Genomic DNA, 16,374 nt, shown 5'->3' with positions numbered 1-16,374 from the left:
AAGGCAGACGGGCATGATGTATTCTTCGCTGCAGGATTTCCTGAAAGAGGGCAAGCCGCTGCTGGCCAAAGGACCGGTTGCGCTGGTCTTCGTCGAGGATGAGGTAGAGATCGCCACCACCCTGCGTCATCACCTGCAAAGCGGATTCAAGGCCGTTGTGGCCCTGATGCCGGATGCCTTTGACCTGCCGCAGGATGTGCGCACCAAGGTGCACCGGGTGCCATTTGACTGCAGCCCCGATGGCGCGCTGACAGGCGCCGTCAATGCGGTAATCGCCGCGGCACAACCCGGTTGCTGGCTTTATTACTGCTACAATGCGGAATATCTGTTCTACCCGTTCTGTGAGACCCGCAGCATTGGTGAAATGCTGACCTTCCATACCGAAGAGCGGCGTGAGGCGGTGCTCAGCTATGTGATCGATCTTTATGCCGGCGATCTGGGGGACTGCCCCGGCGCTGTCTCTTTGGAGGCGGCCTATCTCGACAAATCCGGTTACTATGCCCAGTCGCGCAAGGACCCCGAAACCGGCCACCCGCGCGAAAGGCAACTGGATTTCTTTGGCGGGGTGCGGTGGCGGTTCGAAGAGCATATCCCTGACAAGAGCCGTAAAATCGACCGGATTTCACTGTTCAAGGCCAAACCGGGACTGGTGCTGCAGCGGGATCACACTTTCAATGTCCAGGAATACAACACCTATGCCTGCCCCTGGCATCACAACCTGACCGCTGCGGTCTGTTCTTTCCGCACCGCCAAGGCGCTGAAACGCAATCCCGGCTCCACTTTCGACATTGAAACCTTCCGGTGGCATAACTCTGCGCCGTTTGAATGGCATTCGCGTCAACTATTGGATCTGGGGCTGATGGAGCCGGGGCAGTGGTTCTAGGCACAGCCGGCGGTATCTGCGGAGACTCCAGGGCTGCAAGCTGCGCAATGGCAGGCCTGCCCTATCCTGAGCTCTCAGCGTGAACCGCTTCGCGCACCGTCGTCAGCGTGCCGCGCAGCTCTGCCACCGGCAAACCGCCAAACGCCAACCTCAGGGCCTGCGGAGCTGCGGCGGCAGTTGCAAACGGTTCTGCGCCGGACACTGAAATGCGCTGATCCTTCAGTCGCGTCACGATGGGTTCCGCACGCGCGCCTTTTCCAAGCGGCAACCAGGCAAACCCCGCGTTGCGATGCGAAACTACCGAAGCCGCGCCAAAGACCTCCCGGCACACCGATTGGCGCACGGCGCCATCCTGCCTGCGGGTTTCTTCGGAATTTTCCAGCGTCCCGTCTTCGATCCATCCCGTGACCAACGCGGAGATCAACGCGGGTGTGTTCCAGGTCGTCGCGCGGATCGCTTCCAGCAAAGCCGCGGTGCGGTCTGCGGGCGGGATCACATATCCCAGCCGCAAACCGGTTGCGAGGCTTTTGGAGAAGCTGCTGATATGCACCGTCCGGTCCGGCGCCAGCGACAGGAAAGCGGGCGGCGGGTCCGGTTCCAAAAACGCATAAGCCGCGTCCTCGATGATAAGGAGGTTATGCCGCTGGGCCACATCAAGCAAACGCAGACGTATGGTTTCATCCATGACGGTTCCCAGCGGGCTTTGGACCGTTGGCATCAGATAAACAGCACGGATGTTCCGCAAGCGGCATAGCCGGTCCAGATCATCCGGGGCCATGACACCCTGCTGCGTCCCGACCGGGGCAAGTTCCAGACCGTTCAATGCGGCAGCGGATTTGAACCCTGGATATGTGAGGGCATCAGCAGCGATCACATCGCCGGGCTGAAACAGACCCAAACAGGTGATCGCCAGCCCGTGCTGGCTGCCCGAGGTGACCAGCAAACATTCCGGATCAATCCGCCCCAAAGCCGGTCCAAGGCTTTCGGCGATGATCCGGCGTTCGTGCATGCGGCCGCCGTGAGGCTGATAGCGCAGCATCGCATCCAGATCGCCAGCCGCCGCAAGCCGCCGCAAGCCGGCCCGCAAAATGTCTGCGTCCGCACGCCCGCCAGGCATATTGAAGACCAGATCCGTGACCCCCTCAGCCGCTGTTTGATGCACCCCCAATGTCATGGGCAAACCAGGATCGCGCACAAAGGTCCCGCGCCCGGCCTCGCCGCGGACAAGACCCCTGCGCTCCAGTTCCTTGTAAACACGGGTTGCAGTCGCCAGCGCGACGCCGGATTTCTCCGCAAAGGTCCGGTGCGTCGGCAGTCTGGCCCCCGGCGCCAGTTTGCCCTCGCGAATTGCATTAGAGAGCATATCGGCAAGGCGGATGTATCTGGCTTTCTTCATCTGCTCACTGTCATTAGGACAATAGAAAAATTGTCATACGTCGAAACTTCATGGCATTGCGGAGGCAAGTCAACCTGCGAGGCCCGCCCAATGCTCCGATTCCTGTCTGCTGCTTTGCTTGCCGTGATTCTGTTCACTGTGACCTTTGCCGTTAACCTGCAGGCGCCGCTGTATGACGCCTACGCCGCGCAGAACAATGCCGGCGCCACCGCTGTTACAATTGCCTTCGCCGCCTATGCGGGCGGTCTGATGCCAACGCTGCTGCTGCTTGGCGGGCTGTCAGACCGGATCGGGCGGCGTATTCCCATTGCACTGGCGCTGATCCTTGGCGCGGTTGCAACAGCGGTGCTGGTACAGTTCCCGAACTGGACAAGCCTGGTCGCGGCGCGGGTTTTGCTGGGTATCGGGACCGGGCTGGCGACCACTGCGGGCACGGCGTATATGGCCGAAATCCTGGGCGCCGGCCGGGCACGCACTGCGGCCTTGATTGTGACATCGGCAACGTCGCTTGGTTTCGGCGGCGGCGCTCTGGCAACCGGGCTTAGCCTTGGCCTGCAAGGGCCGACATTCCTGCCATTCAGCTATCTGGCGCTTCTTGCAGCAGCGCCGGTTCTGGCTGCAGCTGCATTGGCCCTGCCCAAGGCGGACAGTCCGAAACCCGTCACACCGCTGCGGCTGCCGGTCTTTCCGTCCGGCACCTGGGTGTTCGGTGCGGCAATGGCGCTGGCCTGGTCGACAACCGGCATGACCATTGCCGTCGTGCCGTTGCAATTGGCCGCCAATGGGCTTGGCGGCTGGACCGGGCTTGTCATCTTTCTGGCGATCTTCGCGGGGTTCATCTGCCAGCCTGTCGCCCGGCGCATGTCCAACGGCCAGGCACTTGCCCTGGGATTTGTGCTGATCCCGCTGGGCTTCCTTGTTCTTTTGGCAGGCGTCTGGCTGAAATCACTGGTGCTGGTCCTTGCAGGAACCTGCATCACCAGCGCGGCAAGCTATGGCTTTACCTATCTTGCCTCCCTGGCAGAGGTGTCGCTGCGCGCACCTGACGACAGGGCGCGGGCAACGGCGGGGCTGTTTGTCTATGCCTATTGCGGGTTTTCTCTGCCGGTCATTGCCAGCGGCGCATTGGCCGACACCTATGGCCTGCTGGTTGCAATGGCTCTTTTTGCCGCCGCGCAGATATCCGTTACGGGGGGCATCGTCATGTTTTGGAAACGCAGCCTGCGCCCGACCCGAACAGGCCCAGAGCAGGATTTGAGAGTTGTTTGATTCGGCCTGATCGCCGCGAGCACTGATCAAGAACCGGAAAACAACTCCGCCCAAATACCCAGTGCCGCTTCTGCCGCGTCAGCACGCAGGGTCAAAAGCAACTGTTCGCCGCAGACTGAGGCCACAACGATGTGCCTCTGAGGCGAGACCGGCAGCAGCATGCATTCCGGCTTGGGCGCAGGCATTCTGGCCGTGGAGGGGCAAGCACCCTTGGCCGCGAGGACGGTACGCACTGCCTCCAACTGGCAAAGCAGATCCTCCGGCCCGCCGCTGCCGGACAGATTTCCACCCCGCCCGCATGAAATCCAAGCCTCTGCCTGAGGGGTAGCGCGAGCATGGAACCGGTCCAACGGGCTGCTGCTTTCGGCTGCACCCATGGCGTCGCTCAGCATCTTGGCGGTACAGCTGCCCGCTCCATCGGTTGCCTTGCAAGGGCGGCGTTTGATTGTGAAGCCTGCGCCATTGGCAGCGGCGTCCAGAGTGTGCAGCCGCGCGGCAAAGATCCGGGCGGCTGCATCTGGATCCTCAGTCTCATCAGTAGGGCCTGCGGATCGGCCCAGGGTCAGCCCCGTAAGCCTGCGCTGCGCAATCGTGAGCACAGCGGCAGACTGCTGGCGGACACAGATGGTCAGTTCCCGCGGCAATACGGTTTCGCTGATTTCGCGCAGCACTGCAGCGGCAAGCGGTTCCTTCCCGGCCGCAGCCTGCTGCACGCGGGCACGGATTGCAGTTGGCGTATCTGCAAGCCGGATCAGCGCCTCATGCAGAGCCTCGGCTGTTCCGGGCCGTTGCGGCAGGAAATGAGCAGCCGCGTCTGCCATCATGCCTCCCCGGCCATTGCTGCCAGCAGGCCCCGCGCCGGGGCAGCAAGCCGCCCAGCGCTCGCCGCATCGGAACAGACACACAGCACCGCATCACCCGAACCATCCGCGGCGCGAACGAAAATACGTGCTTCGCCTGGGGTCAGAACCAGAACATCATCGGCTGGAACAGCAGCTTGCGTATCACCGGCCGCCACAGCTGCATCAAGCAGCAGAAACCCCAGCCGGGCCTGCTGGCAGAGGCCGTCAAGATATTCCTGCGGATGGCTGGCTGCGCTGCTGCTGCGCAAGACTATGCTGGTGCCGAGATCACCAAAAGCCGCCAAACGACAGCCCTTGGCGGTCTGCCGCAGCGCATCAAGCTGCAGGGAAAGCGTCACTGGTTGCCCCCGTTCCCGGCAAGGGCCGGTGTGCCTTCTGGTGCGGGACGTTTGGGTATCATCCGTTACTCACCAATAGGATGGATTTCGGGCCGGGTCCGGGCCGGCCGTTTGCTGCGCTTGGCCGGGATGACCCGGCGTGGCGTCACACGGTCGCCGGTATCCGCGCAGGCAGGGTTTTCTTGCAATTGCGGCTGTCCGCCGCTGTCGCGCTTGCCGCCAAAGTCGAGCACGTCAGCCCTTAGCGGCTGCACCGTTTGCGGATTTGGTGCAGAAGCCGCAGGATTGGGTTGTGCAGGCGCAAGGTGGTTTGGCTGTGCCCAAGTCACAAGCATGTCCACCAGATATTCAATGAAACTGTCAGCGCCACTGGTCTTCCAAACTTCCATATCCTCGCCCGCAGCCAGCGCCTGGCTGAGCGACAGCGGAAAGATTGCGCCGAAGGCTTCGCCGGTTTCCTTGCGGACACGCCGGACCACGCGGTCCTGATCCCGGCAGCTTCGCAGCTTGTCAAAATGTGTGATCAGCAATGTGTTCGGACCTTCAAGGCGCTCTGAAATCTCCTCCCACACAGCGGCTTCGGACTGGCGCCAAGCCTGGGTGGCATGGGTGCACCAGATCACGCCGTCAACCTCGGGCAGCAGGTTTTGCCAGACACTGGACGGCATGTTGGGGTCCGAAATGCCCGGCATGTCAATAAGATCGCACAGCTCCAGCGCCTCTGCCGGGAGTGTCAGGCGGATCAGCGCAGTGGTGTCCATCGGCACGTTAGCAAGGTCTTCAAGCGGCAGCGGTGTTTCGCTGCCATCGGTGCCGGTGATGCTGGCCCCTTCCGGCCCGTGTGATATCCAGACGGGCGGCAACCGGGTGGCTGTCACGCGGGTGGGCAGCGGCTGACGCCCCACAAGCAGGTTGGTGAGGGTGCTTTTACCGGCGCTGAATTCACCCATCAGTGCCAAGCGCGGCTTGCGCTGCGGTGCGGCAGCCGGGGAGACGGGAGTTTGCATGGCGATTTCCTGTGTCATTCGGTAAAGCTCCTGAGCGTTTGCAAGGCGTCGTCGGCCTGTGTCCGGCGGCTGTCATCGGCAATCAGTCCCCGAACATCGCCGCCGCGGCGGCTGTGGTCCGCGATTTCCATCAGGATGTCGCGCTGGTCGTCGAAGAAACTCTGCAGCGGGGCAAGGACGGCAGCCCCGGCATCTGCTGTTTGCACGAATTTAAGCTGGGTCATGAAGTCTTCGGTTTCCCCGGCAATCAGGCTGCGGAAACGTTTGGCAAAGGCCTGATAGCCGCGGGTGCGGCGCCACCAGGCCGCCCACCAGCTGTCATTGAAATCCAGTGCAATGGCCTGCCCCAGCGCAATCGGAGAGCTGGCCGGGGGCACCTCGGGGACTGACAGCTGAATACCCTCGACCGCCGCGCCGAAACCGTCATAGAGCAGCTCCGCGACGTCCTGCACCGCGGTCTTATACCGGGCTTGGGCGGCAGCCTGCAGGCGGCTGGTCATCACCGAATAGGCAGAGCGCAACAGCATCCGCAGCCCGGCGGGATCATACTCCCAGTGGCAGTCCTCGCCCCATTTCTCCAAGTGCTCGATCAGCGCGTGGGTGGCGCGGTCGGTGAATGTGGCATGGGCCCGGTCGGCGCGGTCGCGGAAGGAGACGAGGATCTGCGCGGTCTCGGCTTCCAGTGCGTTCAGATGGGATTTGCAGATGTTCTCAAATGCGGTGCAGGTGTCATGGAGACCGGCCTGCGCGCCGCCTTCGCCCTGCACCCTGACTGCATGTGCCGCCTGCTGGCCGGTGGCAGCGGTAACAGCAGAGCCGGCAACGCGGGCCAGCAGCGGTGTGCCAAGGTCGGTCACGATCCGCTCAGCCACCACCCGGTTCAGTGCAGGCAGTCCGGACAGCTCCCAAACCATGTTCTGGGCCGACAATTCGGCATGGGAACTGTTGACCGAGGCTTCGGCCCAATTGAGCAGCGCGGCAGAACTTGCCTTGTCCATGTTCTCCAGCCCGCCGGTCAGCACCTTGTTGGCCCAATAAGCGCTGCCGAATAGGACGGTTGCGTCCTGGGGGCCGTGATGCGTGTCCAGTGTCTGGCGAATGCTGGCCTTGATCTCGGGGATCTGGGCGGCGGGGTCGGCGAGTTCGTCGATGCGGTTGACGAAGATCACAACCTCACGGGACTTGAGATTGGAGATCATCCGGATCAGCCCCATGTCGACCGAGGTCAGCGCCTGGCCTGCAGACAGCACCACCACGCAAAGGCGGCTGTCGCGGATTGCCTGGATGGTGATCTGCTCGCGCATCATGAAGGTGTCGTTGACGCCGGGCGTGTCGCGCAGGCACAGGCGGTGGGGCACGCTCTGGCAGTTCAGGTACAGATCGGCCGCGCGGGTGATATCGGCAAAACGGCCTTGTTCGCCGGCACCGCCCTCATCCTCGCCAAAGTCGTCGCCCAGGCAGATGTAGCGTTCGATCAGGTTTTTATCGAAATAGCCGTACTCGTGTTTCTGCCCCATCAGCAGTTCGAATTTACGGCCCAGCCGCAGGCGCGAGCGTTCCCGCATCTCTTCAATCTGGGAGCGGATTTTTTGCAGCTCGCTGCTGGCGCCGGCACGGCCCGCCATTTCACCGATGCGCCCGCCCTTGGTCAGCAGCCGGTCCCATTCATCTTCGGTCATGAACTGGAAACAGGCCTTGTTCTCAATCCGGGCATCCCCCGGCGTCAGGTGCAAGGAGGTGACGACCGAGGTCCAGGGGTTCACGTCCGAAGGCAGAAGGTCGGCCCAGCCCGCCATCGCATTGACCAAGGATGTCTTGCCGGATTTCACCTGCCCCAACAAGGTGACACTGGGTTCAAAGGTGCCTAGTTCCGCCTGCAGCCGCGCAAAGCTGCGCTGGACACGCATCCCCGAAACACCGGACAGGACGGACAGGGCGGCATCAAGCCGCTGCGCTTTGCGGGCGAATTTCGAGAGCGGTTCCAGCCCCGCATTCAAATTGGTCGGGCGCGCGGATGCGTGGATGTCGGTGGCACTCTCGATCTGAGCTTCCATGTTCATGGCTGAACCTTGCTGTGTCTTGCTTTGGCGTGTGTTTCTGCCCTGCCGGGCCGCGGTGAGGCAGCGGGAAAGGAAGTGCGGCGGGTCATCACCCCGAGGGGTCTTCGGACAGTTCCTTCTTCAGCTGGATGAGCAGCGTCACCGCGTCGATGGCCGCGTCTTCGTCCTGTTCCAGTTGGCAGAGCATCAGCATTTCCTCTCCGTCCTGCGCCGCTTCGCGGGCAGCCTCCACTGCTGTGCTGCCTGGCATTGCCTCCAATGTCTGCGACAAGCCGCGGATCATCTCCATGCATTGCGCCAGCACCGGACCGGCTTGGGGGCCGCCTGCGGCTTCGGCTTCTGCCAGCATCTCCTCTGCCCGGGCTTGCATCTGGTCCAATGCGCTGCTGAGGTCGGCAGCAGCGGTCAGCGGCGGGTCAGCGGCAGGAAATGCCGGCTGTCGGCCGGTCGGACCAGTTGTTTCGCCGCCAAACTGGCGGATCAGCAATTCAGCCTGATCCACGTCCGAGGCACGGCCCGTTTCAACCTGCCGCATCACGCCATCCGCCAATTGCTTGCCGCCGCTGGAACGCCAGAGATCATGCGCCGGTGCGGCCGCTGTCCGGGCTGTCAGCCCCTGGATCGCGGCGACCGGATAAACGCCCAGGAACTCTTCTGCGGCAACCGGTTCCAGCGTCTTGATCAACCCGGCCAAAGTTCCCCGCATGATCTGCCGGTCGGCCATGGTCAGCACCAGGAAACTGTGATCCTTGGTACCGTCAGGAATTTCGGCCCACAGGGCCTGCTCCGTGTCCGGAAACGCCTGGCTGCACCACAGGATAATATCCGCCGCGCCCGAGGCCTGCTGCAGCAGATTTTGCTGGCGGGCCTGCGGGCCTGCCAGCGGAAGTTCAGTATAAATGTGGGTGCGCAGCCGCGGGTCAGGCAGAAACTGGCGGATCCGCAGGGTGCCTGCCGGCACCTCAAGATCTGCCAGAACACCCGCCTGTTGCAGGCGCGCGCCCTTGGCGGTTTCAAAAACCGCACATTCCTGATCGCCATGGCAAATGTCGACGACAACGCTGCCGGCATTGCGGCCAATGACTACCCGCCCCAGCAGCATATCAATCAGCGCCGACTTGCCAGAACCAATGCCGCCGGTGACAATGATCTGCACCGGCTGGCGCAACCTCTGCAGCAGATGGCTGCCCCAGCCTGAAAACTCAGCCGGCAGCTGCCCTGTGCTGAGCGTGTGTTCCAGCCGGCCCGCCAGCGGGCTGATATCTGTCTGAGGAAGGCTCAAGCCGATGCATCCGTTTTGTTGCGGCCGGCGGCGGGCGCAGAACGCCACGTCGCTGACGCCAAGAAGGTGATCACCCGGCGGCCAGTGCGCTGACGCGACGGCGCAGGCGGCTGTTCCGGCGGTGGCGGGGCCAGAACCGGCGAGTCCATCGGCGGCGGGGCTGGCTGGTTCAGGGCAGGAATGGCGGCCTGCGGGTCAATGGGTTTGATCACACAGAACGCGGCATTGTCCTGTTCCGGAGCGTTCAACACCTCCAGCTGCTGCATCAGCGCCGCACCGATGCGGGCACTGGAACTGCCGCATTCTGCAGTGAGGACGGCGGCGATCTCTTCCTCCTCCAGAAATTGAAGCCCGTCGCTGGCGGCCAGCACGATATCGCCATGCTGCAGCCGGACAGGTGTGCTGCGGCAGTCGATGCGGGGGATTTCCGCCCCGGTCAGCACTGACGTAACGCAATGCCGGTCCGGATGGCTGGCGGCCTCGGCCGGGTCCATGCGGCCTTGGGCGACCAGCCTGTCGATCTCTGCTGCCATCGAGTGGTCGGCGTTGAGCCGGATCAGAGCGCCGTCGCGGAACAGGAACAGCGGCGAGTCACCGACCGAGATCCAGTAGAGCCGGTCACTGAACAGCACCGGAGCCAGCAGCGTCGCGCCCATGCCGCGCGCCTGGGGCTGATGGCTGGCGTATTCGCCAAGACAGGCATTGGCGCCGCTGGCAGCCTGCTGCAGCACCGCACCGATCGCCTGCTCCAGCGCGCCCGGGTCGTCCGCGCGCAGTTTCAGATCGCTGAACACCTCGGTGACCACAATCTTGCTGGCGACATCACCGGCGGCATGGCCGCCCATGCCATCGGCCAGCACCGCAAAACCGGTGCCGGTGCCGACCAGGAAATCGGCGGCAACCGCGTCCTCTTGGCGCTCGCGGCGGCCCTTGCTGATGGCCGTCGCAGCATCATATTCGAACTCAGCGGTGCACAGCATGGGCAGCATCGTCGGGTTGCGGCTGGTCCCAGCCGAAATCGGCGCCGCACAGCGGCACAAAGCGCAGGGTGGTCTCGCCAATGCGGATCAGGTCGCCCGCCGTCAGGGTTTCGGTGCTGAGCACAGGGCGGTCGTTGCGGCGCACCAGGTTCGCCTTGCCGCCGTGGCCGACATAGAAGGCTTTCTGTTCGGGGTCATAGGCGATGGCAGCGTGATTGTCGCGCGAGATGCTGTTGTCACCGAAGTCCAGCCTTACGGTCTGGTCGGCGCCGCGGCCGATCACAGTGACGCCGCTGAACAAAGTAAAGGCAGCACCCCGGCCCGGTCCCTGCACAATAGCAAGCCAGCCGACAGGAAACCGGGTGTAACCGGGTGCGGTTTCTTTCTGGCTGCGGGCAAAGGGGTCGCTGTCTTCGGCTTGAGCCGGGCTGAAACCCAGCAGGCGGGTCTTGACCCGTCCCGCCCGGCTGGCGCCGCGGCCTATCGATGGTGCGGGCACATCAATTGGCGCGGCTGCCGGGCTGTCCATGGAGACCGCGGGTTGAGGAGTTTCGGGCGCCGGTTGCGGGGCGGAAACAGAAGCCGCCTGCGGTGCAGGAGCAGCCGGCTGGGAAACACCGCTCAGGATACTGGCAGGCCGTGCTTCGCCGGCGGGCGGGCTGGTTTCAGGCTGTTGTCCAGGCTGAAGTACCGGAGCAAGGGCCGCGGCAAGGACATCCTCAGCACCTGGCTCGCAGCCTTGATCATGTATGCCGGCTTGAGTTCGCTTAAAGGCCCGGTAAGGTTCGCCGCTGTCTGCTGCTGGTTCAGCCGGTTCCGGGTTGCGGAACCCGTCCTCTGCGCCAGCACGCGCGGGCGCTTCGGCACCAGGCGCGAAGGAATCGTCTGATGCGGCGCCTGCGGGGCTGCCAAAGTTACCGGCATCGCCAGGGTTCGCGCCGGCCGCAGGCATTGCCGCGGTTTCTTGCTCGCGGGCGAAAAAGGCCGCGATGGCCGGGTCCTGCGGCTCCTCTGCAGCAAAGCCAGGCAAGCCGTTTCCTTCTGCCAAAGCGTCTTCAGGCCCAGCGTCATCAGTCCAGAAGCCATCCGCCAGGTCGCCAGCCAGCGGAGCAGCGGTCTCCGCCGGGGATGCCGCCTGAGCGGGTTCCGGCACCGCATCCAGCAGGAAACCCCGGTCGAGGCTGAGAGGCGGACGGGCTGCCCCGGGTTCGACGACGTCAGGAGCAACCGCATCCTGCACAGGCGCCGGGGCCGGGTCTGCTTCTTGTGCGGCATGACCGTCCAAGCGGACCCTCTCCCGCTTTTCGCCGATGATATCCTTAATGAATTTCATACCCATTCCCTTCAGCTCTTAACCGTTTCCGGATTGCTTTGCCGGCGCCCGAAGATATTGCGCAGCCGGCCAGCGAAACTTGGCTTTTCCCAGCGCAGTTCCAAAACCGGCTCTGCCGGGAGGGCCGCAGCGGATACGGCGACGGGCGGCTGTTCCGCAGCGGGCGCGTTTTTCTTCCGCCGCGGGATTGCATCCTGTTCTTCCAGCCAGGCTTCCACGTCGCTGACCGGCTCGCCGAAGATATTCACCAGTTGGCCGAGCGGCTTGGAGGGTTTGCTGGCAGGCGGGGCCTGCTTTTGCCTGACCGAACGCGGTTGCCCAGGTGTCAGACTGCCGTTGGTTGTCGCGACCAGATCGGAAATGACGGCATCCAGGTTGGCACTGTTTGCCGGCGCTGGCGCATCGGTGCCGGGCAGCTGAATGGCTACTTCCGCAGCGTTCTGCATTTCGTAATCGTCTTCGGCCAGCGTACCTGCCCAGTCGCGCGCCGACTGGAACCGCTCCGCTGGAAGCACGGACATTGCCATATCCACAGTGGCCAGCACCGCAGGATCCGCGTTCCACGGTCTGCCCAGCAGCGGTTGGCAAGGATCCGGGTCTCCCGCCATCACTGCGGTCAGCCGCTGCTGGCTGCCTGCCGGCACTTCTCCGGTAATCAGGTAATAAAGCGTCGCGCCCAGCGCATAGAGGTCACAGGCCGGACGCTGAGGCAACTCGGGCCTGTACAACTCATGCGCGGAATAGCCATCCTTGACCGCCAGCAGCAACGGCAGCGCGGTATCGTCATTGGGAAGACTGCCGCAAGCGGCCCCGAAGTCGATCAGCGTGAGGCTTCCATCTTTACCGAGGATGAAGTTGTCCGGTGAGATGTCACGGTGCAAAATACCTTGCCCGTGCAGGCAGTCGAGCGCTTCCAGCGCCTGTCCCAGAACGTGCCTCAGAAGCGACCCGGTCAGCCGTTCAGGCTGGTCCTCACGCACGGTCAGCAAGTCCAGACCGTCAACGAACTCCATTGCGATGTAAGCAGTTTGGTTTTCTTTGAACACCTGATGCACGCCAACGATGCCGCGATGCCGGGCGCGGGCCAGAAGATGCGCCTCGCGCAGGAAGTTGCGCAAAACATTGCGGCAGGATTTGGCGTGTTCTGCCGTGCTGGGTTCAACATCCGTGCCACTGCGGCGGCAAATGCCAGCCGGAAAGCACTCCTTGATGACGACGCGGCGTTCCAGGCTGTCCCGGGCCAGATAGGTGATCCCAAAGCCACCGCTCAGCAGCGGCCGCTCGATCTGGTACTGGCCTTGCAGCAGTTTGAAGCCGCAGGGCAGTTCACAGGAGAGAGCCGGGTCAGCAGAGGATGTGTCGTCAGGCACAGCGTCAGTTTCCTTGTGGCAGCCGGAGCTTTGGCCGGAGCGGGGCAGTTGAACCCCAACGCTGGAAGCAGAATGCGGAAGGATCGCGGCGCCATTCGGGCAATCAAGGCAGATGCGCCCAATTCCCGCCGCAATTGGCGCAAGACACCAGGAATGACTGCGTTAACGGGCTCCTAACTACTTGTGTTGAAGTTAGTTAAACTGAGTGTGCAACTGATCATTGTGCGCCGCCCAGGTGAGAAAAGCGTTGGATCTGGCTGGAAACGTGTTGGTTGCGCGATTTGAGAGAGGGTTTCCGAAGCCTTGTTTCAGCCAATGACACGGCTGCGTTTTCAGTTACTGCAGCGCCGCACGCCAGCGGCTCAGGCTGCGCCTCTCAGAGAGCCAGAGGTAACTTTGGGGTTTGATGTTTTCCAGGACTGAAAAAACTCCACGGAAAACAAACCTGCGCTCAAGAACAGGGCCGGGCCTTGAAACAGGTCTGCAGGGGAGTTTTTTGAAGCTGCTGAACATATTCCGGATGCGGCAGCAGTTGAGCATGTTCCCGGGATTTGAAAGAAAAGGCCAGCAGACGGCATCCTTGTCTCCTAGGGCAATACCGCAACTTGACCCAGCGCCAGTTCAGCCACGCTGTGCTAAGCATCAGCTGTGGCGCCATCGCGGGCTTGCGCGGCAAGTCCCTGAATCAGAACTGCAAAGTATTTCGCCAAAAGATCCGGATCACTTGCTGGCGGCATGTCTCCGTCTTCGATACCGCGCTGGATGCAGGCGGCGATCAATGCCTCGCTGGCCTGCCTGTATCCAGCGAGCAGTTTCTGCGCACCGGTGCTGGCGGCACCGCAATTGGTTGCGGCACTGACCAGCAAGCAGCCTCTGGATCTCTCTTTACAAGAAAACGCCTCGATGGCCTCAAACACATAGCGGTGCAGGGCTTTCGCAGCCGTTGCTTCTTCTTCCAAAGCGCGCTTCGCCATGGCCACCGGCGTCCGCCCCTTGGGCGACTATGATGTCTGCGCCGCAGCCCAGCGCCTGCCGGGCATCGCGCAGTGTCTGGACCTGGCAGATCAGCGGCACACCGGCGTCCCGTATCGCTGGCGCAAAGGGCGCCGGATTGCCAAAGGACAGGAACAGAGCCGCCGGATCGCACGCTAGCACCCGGTCGCTGTTCCGCAAGCTTCCAGGTGATCAGCCCGCAACCCACGCGCGCGCACCCGCAGCGATGGCCATCGGCGCCTGGATCACCGGGCAGGTGATCCCCAGCGCCTCTGTCAGCCGCGTCTTCATTGCGCCTGCTTCCGGTACTCCTGCACCGGCAGGCCGCCAACACCCCAATCCTCCAGCGGGACTTCGTTGATCACCACGAATGTGGTCGCCGGGGACTTGCCCAGAACGTCCTGCAACAGGCCGGTAACCCCGGTGATCAACTGCGCCTTTTGGTCTGCACTCGGTCCAGTGCCGTCAGGGCCGCCTTCGCGGGTCACCTTGATATTCACATAAGGCATCGCTCAGTCCTTTCGCGGAACATAGGAGAACACTTTTGCGACGATGCGCCATTCGGCACCGTGGCGGACAAGGGTCAAGAGATCATGAAAGTCCCGGCCCATCATGGTCATGCGGGCGCTGACACGGGCCAGCCTGTCGCTGGCAAAGGCGATCTCCTGGATCTCCTCCTCGCGCGGGTCGCCGCGCTTGGCCGGCGGCTCCCGTCCGTCCACCCGGCGCATGTAGGTTTCAAGATCCAAGTACAGTTCATCATCTTCGGTGGCGCAGACATAGGCCAATTGCGGGTGAAACACCTTGCGCAGCATTGTACTGTCGGCGTGATGGAGGCCATCGAAATAGGTCTCCATCACTGCGCCGACCTGTTTGTGGCCGGCGGGCGTCATTGGATCAACCCCTCGGCGCGCATTGCAGCCTGAGCGGACGGGCGGGCGGCAATGCGGCTCACGAACGCGGCCAGCCGGGGCCAACGGGCCAGGTCGATGCCGGTGAAATTCGCCCAGTTCGAAACCACGAACAGATAGGCATCAGCCACCGAGAACCGGTCTGCGACCAGCCACTCCCGGCCATCCTCCAGCTGCGCCTCGATCAGATCGAACTTGCCTGCAACAGCTGTGCGCGCCGCGTCTTTGCCGGCCTCGGAGGTGCCGTCGCGGAACAGCGGGCCAAAGGCCTTGTGCAGCTCCGTCCCGATCCAGTTGAGCTGTTCCTGCATCCGGGCGCGGGCCAGGGTGCCGGCTTCCGGCGCCAGGCCTGCCTTCGGATTGCTGTCCGCGATATACTGCAAAACAGCGGCCCCTTCGGTGAGAACGCTTCCGTCGTCCAGGCCCAGGGCCGGAACATAGCCTTTGGGGTTGATCGCGCGGTAGTCCGCGCCGCTTGCGGTCCGGCCCGCCGCGGTATCGACGGCTTCGATTTCAAACGATTGGCCTGTTTCATACAGGGCGATATGGCTGGCCAGCGGGCAAGCGCCGGGTTTGTAGTAGAGTTTCATCACTATCTCCTGTGCTTGGTGATGCTCTTGACTACCCCTTGACATGATTTATTGATAATATTGTGTTCTCACAATCATGATTATCAAAACAGATCATATAGCAAAAAAATGAAACACGACCAGCTTGTTGCCCTGGAGGCGATCGTCTCAACCGGCACTTTCCGCGGTGCGGCTGAACGGCTGAACAAATCGCAATCAGCCATCAGCCACACAATCCGCCAGCTGGAAGAGGAACTGGAACTGGAGCTGTTCAGCCGCGCGGCCTACCGGCCGGCACTCACACCGGCGGGTGAGATTTTCTACCGCGAAGCCTCCCGTGTGCTGCGGCAGATGCAAGGTCTGAGAACCACTGCGGCCCGGCTGCGCGCCCGGGAAGAGCCGGAATTGAACATTGCCGTCAGCGCCACAATGGATCTGGACCCTCTGCTGCCGGCGCTTGCCGAAACCGGACGGCGTCACCCGGCCACCCATCTCCGGCTGCGGATGGAGATGATGGGCGGCCCGATTGCCCGGCTGATGGAGGGCAAGGCGGATATCGCCCTTGCTTCGTTGGATGGGGCACCGCTGGATGAAGTGGAAGCTGAGCTAGTCGCAGAGGTGACAATACGGCCAGTGGCCGGCCCCGGGCTAAACCTGCCGGCCGGTTCCGGCGCATTGTCGGCATCCCAAATGCAAAGCTATGTGCAGGTGGTCGCCGCCGGCACTGGCGGCTCCGCGCATGAACAAAGCCGCGACCTGCTGCCGGGCGGGCTGAAGTGGACCGTTTCCGATCTCACAGCCAAGAAAAAGGTGATCCTCGCCGGTCTCGGCTGGGGTGGCCTGCCGGACCATATGACCGAAGAGGAGCGGCAGTCCGGTGCATTGCTTCCTCTCAACTTGGAACGATTTCCTGTACGCCGAACGATGATTTTCAAGATGAGACGCAGAGACCGCCCCCCCGGCGTCGTTGCAAGTGAGCTTTGGAGCAGGATTAGGGCAGCCGAACCGGCCTAGGGTCAGGATGCATTGATTTCCGATTTGCCGTGTGATTCAGAGCTCGAAAACGAGCGGTGTACATGTCTGATCTTTTCCGGCTGGGCGACGCGCAGATGGCGCGTCT

General features: G+C 62.8%; 16 protein-coding genes and 1 pseudogene. 3 read left to right on the top strand and 14 right to left on the bottom strand.

The window, feature by feature from the left end:
• Window positions 1-13: 13 nt before the first annotated feature.
• Window positions 14-883 (top strand): glycosyltransferase family protein, encoded by an 870-nt coding sequence (locus AQUI_RS0111355; RefSeq protein ID WP_027257624.1) that lies wholly within the window; start codon window positions 14-16, stop codon window positions 881-883.
• Between the two features lie 61 nt (window positions 884-944).
• Here AQUI_RS0111355 and AQUI_RS0111350 read toward each other — a convergent pair whose 3' ends face one another.
• Entirely contained in the window at window positions 945-2,279 is a 1,335-nt protein-coding gene (locus tag AQUI_RS0111350) for an aminotransferase-like domain-containing protein (RefSeq protein ID WP_027257623.1), read from the bottom strand.
• A gap of 90 nt (window positions 2,280-2,369) precedes the next feature.
• Here AQUI_RS0111350 and AQUI_RS27675 point away from each other — a divergent pair, with 90 nt between their 5' ends.
• The gene (locus tag AQUI_RS27675) at window positions 2,370-3,548 is read left to right on the top strand and encodes an MFS transporter (RefSeq protein ID WP_051371875.1); all 1,179 of its coding nucleotides are present in this window, start codon (window positions 2,370-2,372) and stop codon (window positions 3,546-3,548) included.
• A gap of 26 nt (window positions 3,549-3,574) precedes the next feature.
• On the opposite strand, the gene AQUI_RS0111340 is transcribed toward AQUI_RS27675, so the two are convergent.
• The 13 genes and pseudogenes from AQUI_RS0111340 to gstA all read right to left on the bottom strand — a co-directional run bounded on the left by AQUI_RS0111340 (window position 3,575) and on the right by gstA (window position 15,275).
• On the bottom strand, window positions 3,575-4,369 hold the full coding sequence (locus AQUI_RS0111340; RefSeq protein WP_035919925.1) for a hypothetical protein: 795 nt from the start codon (window positions 4,367-4,369) through the stop codon (window positions 3,575-3,577).
• A complete protein-coding gene (locus AQUI_RS0111335) occupies window positions 4,369-4,749 on the bottom strand; it encodes a hypothetical protein (protein ID WP_027257621.1) in 381 nt (126 codons plus the stop codon). Before AQUI_RS0111335 ends, AQUI_RS0111340 begins: the two co-directional genes overlap by 1 nt.
• A gap of 65 nt (window positions 4,750-4,814) precedes the next feature.
• On the bottom strand, window positions 4,815-5,774 hold the full coding sequence (locus AQUI_RS0111330; RefSeq protein ID WP_027257620.1) for a dynamin family protein: 960 nt from the start codon (window positions 5,772-5,774) through the stop codon (window positions 4,815-4,817).
• Window positions 5,771-7,816, bottom strand: a complete 2,046-nt coding sequence (locus AQUI_RS0111325) for a dynamin family protein (protein WP_027257619.1) — start codon at window positions 7,814-7,816, stop codon at window positions 5,771-5,773. The genes AQUI_RS0111330 and AQUI_RS0111325 overlap by 4 nt, the downstream gene beginning before the upstream one ends.
• A gap of 88 nt (window positions 7,817-7,904) precedes the next feature.
• The gene (locus AQUI_RS0111320; protein WP_027257618.1) at window positions 7,905-9,098 is read right to left on the bottom strand and encodes a hypothetical protein; all 1,194 of its coding nucleotides are present in this window, start codon (window positions 9,096-9,098) and stop codon (window positions 7,905-7,907) included.
• Window positions 9,095-10,078 carry a PP2C family protein-serine/threonine phosphatase gene (locus tag AQUI_RS27670; protein ID WP_035920284.1) on the bottom strand — a complete coding sequence of 328 codons (984 nt, stop codon included), beginning with the start codon at window positions 10,076-10,078 and terminating at the stop codon, window positions 9,095-9,097. Before AQUI_RS27670 ends, AQUI_RS0111320 begins: the two co-directional genes overlap by 4 nt.
• Window positions 10,062-11,411: an FHA domain-containing protein gene (locus AQUI_RS29240; protein ID WP_245596908.1), complete on the bottom strand. Its 1,350-nt coding sequence runs from the start codon at window positions 11,409-11,411 to the stop codon at window positions 10,062-10,064. The genes AQUI_RS27670 and AQUI_RS29240 overlap by 17 nt, the downstream gene beginning before the upstream one ends.
• An 11-nt stretch (window positions 11,412-11,422) precedes the next feature.
• Window positions 11,423-12,781, bottom strand: coding sequence for a serine/threonine protein kinase (locus AQUI_RS0111305; RefSeq protein ID WP_027257617.1), 1,359 nt, complete (start codon window positions 12,779-12,781; stop codon window positions 11,423-11,425).
• Between the two features lie 635 nt (window positions 12,782-13,416).
• Window positions 13,417-13,755 carry a TetR family transcriptional regulator C-terminal domain-containing protein gene (locus AQUI_RS27660; RefSeq protein ID WP_245596997.1) on the bottom strand — a complete coding sequence of 113 codons (339 nt, stop codon included), beginning with the start codon at window positions 13,753-13,755 and terminating at the stop codon, window positions 13,417-13,419.
• Window positions 13,742-14,065 (bottom strand): annotated as a pseudogene (locus tag AQUI_RS29895) (beta/alpha barrel domain-containing protein); the annotation flags it as partial. The gene AQUI_RS27660 and the pseudogene AQUI_RS29895, both read right to left, overlap by 14 nt.
• Entirely contained in the window at window positions 14,062-14,283 is a 222-nt protein-coding gene (locus tag AQUI_RS0111285) for a tautomerase family protein (RefSeq protein WP_027257616.1), read from the bottom strand. The pseudogene AQUI_RS29895 and the gene AQUI_RS0111285, both read right to left, overlap by 4 nt.
• Window positions 14,284-14,286: 3 nt before the next feature.
• Window positions 14,287-14,667: a nuclear transport factor 2 family protein gene (locus AQUI_RS0111280; RefSeq protein WP_027257615.1), complete on the bottom strand. Its 381-nt coding sequence runs from the start codon at window positions 14,665-14,667 to the stop codon at window positions 14,287-14,289.
• Window positions 14,664-15,275, bottom strand: a complete 612-nt coding sequence (gene gstA, locus AQUI_RS0111275) for a glutathione transferase GstA (RefSeq protein ID WP_027257614.1) — start codon at window positions 15,273-15,275, stop codon at window positions 14,664-14,666. Before gstA ends, AQUI_RS0111280 begins: the two co-directional genes overlap by 4 nt.
• A gap of 108 nt (window positions 15,276-15,383) precedes the next feature.
• Between gstA and AQUI_RS0111270 the strand changes: the two genes are divergently transcribed.
• On the top strand, window positions 15,384-16,268 hold the full coding sequence (locus AQUI_RS0111270; protein WP_027257613.1) for a LysR family transcriptional regulator: 885 nt from the start codon (window positions 15,384-15,386) through the stop codon (window positions 16,266-16,268).
• Window positions 16,269-16,374: the final 106 nt, after the last annotated feature.

Origin of the sequence: Leisingera aquimarina DSM 24565, from assembly GCF_000473165.1 — a bacterium.
Lineage (GTDB): Bacteria > Pseudomonadota > Alphaproteobacteria > Rhodobacterales > Rhodobacteraceae > Leisingera > Leisingera aquimarina.
The sequence above is the reverse complement of the archived record's forward strand: the minus strand, read 5'-3'. Positions and strand labels throughout refer to the sequence as shown.